Source organism: Acidovorax delafieldii 2AN (assembly GCF_000175235.1).
Classification (GTDB): Bacteria; Pseudomonadota; Gammaproteobacteria; order Burkholderiales; family Burkholderiaceae_C; genus Acidovorax; species Acidovorax delafieldii_B.
In genome coordinates, this window is the sequence record NZ_ACQT01000153.1 from 1 (window position 1) to 8,946 (window position 8,946).

An 8,946-nucleotide genomic window follows, 5' to 3' on the forward strand; every position below is an offset into this window, starting at 1 on the left:
ACCGGCTGATCGAGCGGGCAGCACCATGAAAATCATTATTCTGGGAGCGGGCCGCGTGGGCCAGAGCGTGGCGGATAGCCTGGTGTCGGAGCACAACGACATCACCGTCATCGACACCAATGCCGAGCGCCTGCGCGACCTCGAGGCGCGTTTCGACCTGCGCGGCGTGGTGGGCGACGGCATCGACCCCGCGGTGCTGGCCGAGGCTGGCGCGCAGGACACCGATCTGCTCATCGCCTGCGCCGCCCAGGACGAGACCAACCTCGTGTGCTGCAAGGTGGCGCAGCTGCGGTTCAACATTCCCAAGCGCATTGCGCGCGTGCGGTCGACGGGCCTGCAGGCCGACCCCTTGCTCATGGGGCCGGACGGTTTTGCGGTGGACCGCATCATCTGCCCGGAGGAATCCCTCACGCGCTACATCGGCAAGCTCATCGAATACCCCGAAGCCATGCAGGTGCGCGAGTTTGCCGGCGGGCGCGCCTGCCTGGTGTCGGTGCGGGCGCGGGCCGGCGCTCCCATGGTGGGCCACACCGTGGCCGAGCTGCGCAGCAGCACCCCCGAGGTGGCGGTGCGCCTGGTGGCCATCTACCGGCGTTTTGCCGAAGAGCCCGACCGCTTCGTGCCCTGCGGGGGCGACACCCGCATCGAGCCTGGCGACGAAGTGTTTGTGCTGGCCGCACGTGAGAACATTGCCCATGTGCTGGCCACGCTGCACCGCCGTGGAGCCACCCCGGTGCGGCCGGTGCGCCGCGTGATGATCGCCGGCGGCGGTCGCGTGGGGCTGCACCTGGCGCAGGAGCTGGCCAGGGAGCCGGGGCGCTATCTCGTGAAGATCATTGAAGACGACGGTGCGCGCTGCATTGAGCTGGCCTCGCGCCTGCCGAGCGACGTGCTGGTGCTGCAGGGCGACACCACGGACGAGGACCTGCTGGGCGACGAGAGCATTGACGAGATCGATCTCTTCCTGGCGCTGACCGACGATGACGAGGACAACATCATGGCGTGCCTGCTGGCCAAGCGCATGGGCGCGCGCCGGGTGCTGGCGCTCATCAACCGGCGCAGCTATGCCGACCTGATGCACGGCACGCAGATCGACATTGCGCTGTCGCCCGCACAGGCCATGCTGGGCGAGTTGCTGGCCCATGTGCGCCAGGGCGACGTGCAGGCCGTGCACAGCCTGCGCCGCGGGGTGGCCGAGGCGCTGGAGATCGTGGTGCGCGGCGACCGCAAGAGTTCGCGCGTGGTGGGGCGCAAGGTCAGCGATCTGACCCTGCCGCGCGATGTGCACATCGGCCTGATCGTGCGCGGCCTGCCGGGCCCGGCAGAGGCGCCGGCCACACCGGCGCAGCCGCCCGAGGTGATCATCCCGCGCAGCTCGACGGTGCTGGAGAGCAACGACCACGTGGTGTTCTTCCTGCCGCACAAGCGGCTGGTGCGCGATGTGGAAAAGCTTTTCCGCGTCAGCGCCACCTTCTTCTGACCCAGGCCCGCGAGAACTGCCATGGTGGACATGTTTCCCGTCCTGCGTGTGCTGGGCATCCTGGTCATGATTTTCTCGCTGACCATGGGCCTGCCGCTGGCCGTCTCGCTGGCGACGCACGACGGCGTATGGCATGTGTACCCCCTGGCCATGGGCGCCACGCTGGCGGTGGGTGCGTGGCTGTGGTGGCGGTTGCGCCTGTTCAGGCAGGAGCTTCAGCCACGCCATGGCGTCATGCTGGTGTCGCTGGTCTGGATGCTGTTGCCACTTTCAGCCGCCGTGCCGCTGATGCTGGCGGGGCACCACATCGGGCGGCCCCTGTCGTTCACCCATGCGTATTTCGAGGCCGTCTCAGGGCTGACGACCACGGGGTCGACGGTGCTGGCGGGGCTGGACACCTTGCCGGTGTCGGTCAACGTGTGGCGCACTTTTTTGCAGTGGATGGGTGGCATGGGCATCCTGATCCTGGCGGTGGCCGTGTTGCCGCTGCTAGGGGTGGGCGGCAGCCAGTTGTTCAAGGCCGAGGCGGCCGGCCCGGTGAAGGACGCCAAGCTCACACCGCGCATGACGGGCACCGCCAAGGGCCTGTGGGGGGTGTATGCGGTGTTCTCCATCGCCTGTGGCCTGGCTTACTGGGCGGCGGGCATGGGGCCGCTGGATGCGCTGATGCACATGTTCACCACGGTGAGCCTGGGCGGGCTGTCGCCGCATGACCAGAGCTTCGGGTATTTCCAGTCGCCGCTGCTGGAAGCCATCTGTGTCTTCTTCATGCTGGTGGCCAGCTGCAATTTCGCCTTGTATTTCGTGGCCATCCGCAAGGGCCAGTGGGGCGGTTTCTGGCGTGACCCGGAACTGCGTGCCACGCTGTTCACGCTGGTCGGTGGCGGCCTGCTGGTGGCGCTGCTGCTGTGGGCCAAAGGGGTGTATGGGCCGCTCGATGCCCTGCGCCACGGCATGTTCAATCTGGTGTCGCTGGCCACCACCACGGGGTATGCCACGGTCGACTACCTGGCCTGGCCGGTGTTTGCGCCCGTGTTCATGCTGCTGCTGTCGGGCGTGGCCACCAGTGCGGGCTCGACCGGGGGCGGCATCAAGATGGTGCGCATGCTGATCCTGGCCAAGCAGGCCCGCCGCGAGATGAACCGCCTGGTGCACCCGCGCGCGGTGCAGCCCGTGTGCCTGGGAAATGCGGTGGTGGACAACCGGGTGATCTTTTCGGTGCTGGCGTTCATGCTGGTGTATGGCGGCACGGTTTTCGGGCTCAGCATGGTCCTGTTGCTGACGGACCTGGAGCCGGTAACGGCGTTCTCGGTCGTGCTGGCCAGCGTCAACTGCGCGGGGCCGGGCCTGGGCAGCGTGGGGCCGGCGTCCAACTACGCGGTGCTGACCGATTTCCAGATCTGGGTGTGCACGCTGGCCATGCTGCTGGGGCGGCTGGAGATCCTGAGCTTCATGGCCCTGCTGACGCCTGCGTTCTGGCGCCGGTGAGCGGCGTGTCCTTGCTGGCCGGCAGGGCTGCCCCGACGGCCTGCTTGCGAAAATTGGGGCGCGGCCCCACATCCCTACAATTCACCGCAATCGTCTCCGAGGGCACTTATGGTTCCGCATCTCATTACGGCCCTCACCGGGCCGATCAACGAACTCGAACAGCGCATTCTCGACTCCATGCCGGCCATCGAGCGCTGGTTCCGCCTCGAGTGGATGGAGCACACGCCCCCGTTCTATACCTCGGTGGACATCCGCAATGCGGGCTTCAAGCTCGCGCCCGTGGACACCAACCTGTTCCCCGGCGGCTGGAACAACCTCACGAAGGAGATGCTGCCCCTGGCCGTGCAGGCCGCCATGGCGGCGATCGAGAAGATCTGCCCCGAGGCGCGCAACCTGCTGATCATTCCTGAAAACCACACGCGCAATACCTTCTACCTGGCCAACGTGGTGCAGCTGCAGCGCATCTTCAACATGGCAGGCCTGAACGTGCGCGTGGGCTCCATCAGCCCCGAGATCAAGAAGTCCACCCGCATCGATCTTCCCAATGGCGACTCGGTGATGCTGGAGCCCGTGATCCGCACCAAGGGCCGGTTGGGGCTCAAGAATTTCGACCCCTGCACCATCCTGCTCAACAACGACCTGTCCGCCGGCGCGCCCGGCATCCTGGAGGACATCCACGAGCAGTACCTGCTGCCGCCCTTGCATGCGGGCTGGAGCGTGCGCCGCAAAAGCACGCATTTCAAGAACTACGAAGAGGTGGCCAAGCGCTTTGGAAAGATGCTGGGCATCGACCCCTGGCTCATCAATCCGCTGTTCGGCCAGTGCGGCGGGGTCGATTTCGCCGAAGGCACGGGCATGGACGCGCTGCAGAGTTCCGTGGACGCCCTGCTCGCCAAGGTGCGGCGCAAATACAAGGAATACGGTATCCACGAAAAGCCGTTCGTGATCGTCAAGGCCGACAACGGCACCTATGGCATGGGCATCATGACCGTGCGCGACGCCAAGGAACTTGACGCCTTGAACCGCAAGACGCGCAACAAGATGGCGGTCATCAAGGACGGGCAGCCCGTCAGCGACGTGATCATCCAGGAGGGCGTGCTCACGCAGGAGCGTGTGCACGAGGCGGTGGCCGAACCCGTGGTCTACATGATGGACCGCTACGTGGTGGGCGGCTTCTACCGCATGCACGCCGAGCGCGGCGTGGACGAGAACCTCAATGCCCCGGGCGCCAGTTTCGTGCCCCTGGCATTCGAGCACAGCACGCACTTGCCCCAGCCCGGGGTGCGCCCCGGCGTGAGCGCGCCCAACCGCTTTTACATGTACGGCGTGGTGGCGCGGCTGGCAATGCTCGCCGCGAGCTATGAGCTTGAAGCCACCAACCCCGACGCCGAGATCTACGACTGACGTTTTTTCCTCCTGGCACACTCTCTGCCCGGTGGGTAGGGGGCAGTTGTTGCGTTGCAACAATTTGTAGCAGGCGGAATACGTGAAATCGACGGGCCGGGCACAATAGCGATCCCAAAAGTAACGGAACCCTGTCTTGCCCGGCGCAGCGGGGGGTGTCAGTGCAAAGCTCCAAATCATCGCTCGCAGCGCTCACGCTGGGCGCCATCGGTGTTGTGTATGGCGATATTGGCACCAGCGTGCTTTACGCGGTCAAGGAGGTGTTCGGCTCGGGCCATGTGCCTTTCACGCCGAGCAACGTCTATGGCATCCTGTCCATCCTGTTCTGGACCCTGACGGTCATCGTCTCGCTCAAGTACGTGGTGCTGGTGCTGCGCGCCGACAACAATGGCGAGGGCGGGCTGATTGCCATGCTGGCGCTGGCATCCCAGGCGGTGAAAGACCGGCCCCGCCTGCGCAGGGTGCTGCTGGCGGTGGGCATCTTCGGCACCTCGCTGTTTTACGGCGACGGCGTCATCACCCCGGCCATCTCCGTGCTCTCTGCGGTGGAAGGGCTCGAAGTGGTGTCGCCCCATTTCAAGCAGTACGTCATTCCGCTCACGCTGGTGGTGCTGTTTTTCCTGTTCGCGGTGCAGAAACGCGGGACGGGGGGGATTGGCAAGTTTTTCGGTCCGGTCACCCTGATATGGTTTGTGTCGATTGCCCTGCTGGGCGTTTCACACATCGTCACGCACCCTGAAATCCTGTGGGCCATGAGCCCGCACCACGCAGTGGGCTTCATGTGGGCGCACCCGGGCACCAGCTTCATCATCCTGGGGGCGGTGGTGCTGTGCGTGACAGGGGCCGAAGCGCTGTATGCCGACCTGGGGCATTTTGGCAAGCGCCCCATCCGCATGGCCTGGTTTGGCGTCGCCATGCCCGCGCTCACGCTCAACTATTTTGGCCAGGGCGCATTGCTGCTGGCCGAACCCGCAGCGGTGAAGAACCCATTTTTCATGATGGCGCCCGACTGGGCCCTGGTGCCGCTGGTGGGGCTGGCCACGCTGGCCACGGTCATCGCGTCGCAGGCCCTCATCACGGGAGCCTTCAGCGTCACCAAGCAGGTCATCCAACTGGGCTATCTGCCGCGTCTGAACATTCTGCACACCAGTGTGCGGGACACGGGCCAGATCTACATGCCGCTGGTCAACTGGGGCCTGTTCGTGGCCATCGTACTGGCGGTGGTGATGTTCCGCTCGTCCAGCAATCTGGCCGCCGCTTACGGCATTGCCGTGACGCTGGACATGCTCATCACCACCATCCTGACCTTCTTCGTCATCCGCTATGGCTGGGGGTATCCGCTGGCGCTGTGCATTGCGGCCACGGGCAGCTTCTTCGTGGTGGACCTGGCTTTCTTCACTTCCAACCTGCTCAAGCTGTTCCAGGGTGGGTGGTTCCCGCTGATGATCGGCGGCGGGGTCTTTGTGCTGATGATGACCTGGAAAGAGGGGCGCCGGCTGCTCAACGACAAGCTGCGCGCCGACGCGATCGATCTCAAGGATTTTCTGGAGTCGGTCTTTGTGAGCCCGCCCACGCGGGTGGACGGCACGGCTGTGTTCCTCACGGCAGAGCCGGGGGCCGTGCCCAACGCCATGCTGCACAACCTCAAGCACAACAAGGTGCTGCATGGTCAGAACCTGTTCGTCACCGTGCGCAACCACGAGGTGCCGTGGATCGGGCTCGACAAGCGCCTGCAAGTCGAGCCCTTGGGGCACGACTGCTGGCAGGTGGTGGTGCATTACGGGTTCAAGAACGATCCGGACATCCCCAGCGCCCTGCGCCAGTTGCGCGGGCGGGGCTGCGATGTCGAGCCCATGACCACCAGCTACTTTCTCTCCCGCGACACCATCATTCCCACCATCGGCAGTGGTATGGCGCCCTGGCGTGAGAAACTATTTGCCCAGATGCACCACAACGCCAGCGGTGCCGCCGACTTCCTGCATCTACCCAGCAACGCCGTGGTCGAACTGGGCTCCAAGATCGAGATTTAGCCGGTTGATGGTGTTTTCTGCCTGCAGCGCTCGCCTATCAAGCGCAAATAGCTATCGAAAAGGTAGCGTATGGCCTGCGGCGATGACAGAATGCAGCCATGTATTTCTTTAAAGACCTGAGCCTGTCGGCCTTCACGGCCGGCTTTGTTGCGGTGCTGGTGGGGTTCACGAGTTCCGTGGCCATCGTCTTTCAGGCGGCCCAGGCTTTTCAGGCCACACCGGCCCAGATCACCTCATGGATGTGGGCGTTGGGGCTGGGCATGGGCCTGTGTTCGCTGGTTCCATCGCTGCTGCTGCGCAAACCCGTGATGGTGGCTTGGTCAACACCGGGCGCTGCCGTACTGGCCACCGCTGGGCTGGCAGGAGGCTTCAGCATGGCCGAGGCGGTGGGCGCCTTCATGGTGTGCGCCGTATTGATCACGGTGGCTGGTGTGACACGCTGGTTCGAGCGCGTCATGAACCGCATCCCTATGGAAATTGCCGCTGCGCTGCTGGCGGGCGTGCTCGCCCGTTTTGGCATGCAGGCCTTTGCTGCGGCGCAAACAGCCCTGCCGCTGATCCTGTTGATGCTGGGTGCGTACTTGGTGGCGCGCCGGCTGCTGCCGCGCTATGCCGTGGTGATCACGCTGGCGCTGGCCATTGGCTTTGTCGCGCTGCGTGGCGAGATGTCCTGGTCGGCGATCCGGTTCGAGCTGGCCATGCCGGTGTTCACGGCGCCGCAGTTCACCGTGTCGGCCATCGTGAGCCTTGCGCTGCCACTGTTCGTGGTGACGATGGCATCGCAGAACCTACCGGGTGTGGCCGTGATCCGCGCCACGGGTTATGACTTGCCGATTTCCCGCCTCATCACCATGACAGGGCTTGCAACCTTGGTGTTGGCGCCTTTCGGAGGCTATGCACTGAATTTCAGCGCCATCACGGCCGCCATCTGCATGGGGCCCGAGGCGCACCCTGACCGGGCCAAGCGCTACACGGCGGCCGTATCGTGCGGGCTGCTTTATGTGGTGGTCGGTATCTTTGGCGCGGTCGTCACGGGTTTGCTCACGGCGTTTCCCAAGGAGTTGGTGGTGGCCATCGCGGGCCTGGCGCTGCTGGGAACCATCGGCTCCGGCTTGGCTGCCGCGCTGCGCGATGAGCCGCACCGCGAAGCCGCTCTCATCACGTTTCTCGTCACCCTCAGCGGGGTGGTGGTCGCGGGTGTGGGGTCCGCCTTCTGGGGCGTGGTCGCCGGCAGCCTTGCGCTGTTTGTGCAACAGTACAGGCGTCCCCATGCGGGCGGCGTTTGACGCCGTTCGATCCCCCTGGTGCGGCCGTGCCTTCGGTTCTGCCGTATGTTTCGTTGTGCCGGCGCATACGTCGCGGCCGCCTTTTCCCGAGAAACCATGAAACTCCTGTTCATCGCTGATCCGCTGGAAAGCTTCAAGATCTACAAAGACACCACCTTCGCCATGATGCGGGAGGCGCAGCGGCGGGGCCACACCTTGGCTGCCTGCCTGCCGCAGGATCTGGTGTGGCAGCGTGGCAGTCAGGTGAGTGCGCGAGTGCGTGACGTTGCCCTCACGGGGGATCCGACCGACTGGTTTGCGGCCCAGCCTTTGCGCAGCGCAACGCTCGCGTCGTTCGATGCTGTGCTCATGCGCAAGGATCCGCCGTTCGACAGCGAATATTTCTATGCCACGCATCTGCTCGAGCAGGCCGAACGGGAGGGCGCGCGCGTATTCAACAAGCCTCGCGCCTTGCGCGATCACCCTGAAAAGCTGGCGATCATGGAGTTTCCCCAGTTCATCGGCCCCACGCTGGTGACGCGCGACCCGCAGGACATCCAGCGCTTCCACGCAGAACACCAGGACATCATTCTCAAGCCCCTCGATGGCATGGGTGGCATGGGCATCTTCAGGGTGGGGCCGGATGGCCTGAATCTGGGCAGCATTACGGAAACGCTCAACCGCCATGGGACCCAAAGCGTGATGGTGCAGAAATTCTTGCCGGAAATCGTCGATGGAGACAAGCGTGTCCTCATCATCGGAGGCAAGCCTGTGCCCTTCTGTCTCGCGCGCATCCCCCAAGGCAGCGAAGTGCGGGGCAATCTGGCTGCGGGTGGCAAGGGCGTTGCGCGACCTCTTTCGCCACGCGACTGGGAAATCGCAGAAGCCCTGGGCCCCGTTCTGCACAGCCGTGGCTTGTTGCTGGCGGGCGTGGACGTGATTGGAGAGAGCGTTACCGAAATCAATGTGACGAGTCCCACCTGTTTTCAGGAGATCCACCAACAGACGGGCTGCGACGTTGCCTATCTTTTCGTGGACGCCTTGGAAGAGGCGGCTGCAGGGCGGAGTTGAGTGGAAGAAGGTGGGCTGCCTTTCCTTTGTTTGTGTCCACTTTTGCGTGTTATAGTTGAGGGCTTCGCTGCCTGGAGGCTTTCTTTGGAAGGTTTCTGGTGGTGGAGAAAAAAGAAGGCGGATTTGGGTTGGACTGGGAAAAACCCGGTATATAATTCAAGGCTGCGCTGAGACGAGCGGGTTGCTGGAAGCGGTGGCTGGCGAGGAG

Annotated in this window: 6 protein-coding genes; all 6 read left to right on the forward strand. The window is 64.4% G+C overall.

What is annotated here, in order from left to right:
- Positions 1-25 precede the first annotated feature (25 nt).
- The 6 genes from trkA to gshB all read left to right on the forward strand — a co-directional run bounded on the left by trkA (position 26) and on the right by gshB (position 8,738).
- Positions 26-1,480: a Trk system potassium transporter TrkA gene (gene trkA / locus ACDELDRAFT_RS15750; RefSeq protein ID WP_005798546.1), complete on the forward strand. Its 1,455-nt coding sequence runs from the start codon at positions 26-28 to the stop codon at positions 1,478-1,480.
- 21 nt (positions 1,481-1,501) lie between these two features.
- Complete coding sequence (locus ACDELDRAFT_RS15755) at positions 1,502-2,968, forward strand: TrkH family potassium uptake protein (protein ID WP_005798548.1); 1,467 nt, start codon at positions 1,502-1,504, stop codon at positions 2,966-2,968.
- A gap of 108 nt (positions 2,969-3,076) precedes the next feature.
- Entirely contained in the window at positions 3,077-4,372 is a 1,296-nt protein-coding gene (gene gshA / locus ACDELDRAFT_RS15760) for a glutamate--cysteine ligase (RefSeq protein WP_005798550.1), read from the forward strand.
- A 161-nt stretch (positions 4,373-4,533) separates the two neighbouring features.
- The gene (locus tag ACDELDRAFT_RS15765) at positions 4,534-6,402 is read left to right on the forward strand and encodes a potassium transporter Kup (protein WP_005798552.1); all 1,869 of its coding nucleotides are present in this window, start codon (positions 4,534-4,536) and stop codon (positions 6,400-6,402) included.
- 98 nt (positions 6,403-6,500) lie between these two features.
- A complete protein-coding gene (locus ACDELDRAFT_RS15770; protein ID WP_005798554.1) occupies positions 6,501-7,688 on the forward strand; it encodes a benzoate/H(+) symporter BenE family transporter in 1,188 nt (395 codons plus the stop codon).
- 96 nt (positions 7,689-7,784) lie between these two features.
- Positions 7,785-8,738 (forward strand): glutathione synthase, encoded by a 954-nt coding sequence (gshB, locus tag ACDELDRAFT_RS15775; RefSeq protein ID WP_005798555.1) that lies wholly within the window; start codon positions 7,785-7,787, stop codon positions 8,736-8,738.
- Positions 8,739-8,946: the final 208 nt, after the last annotated feature.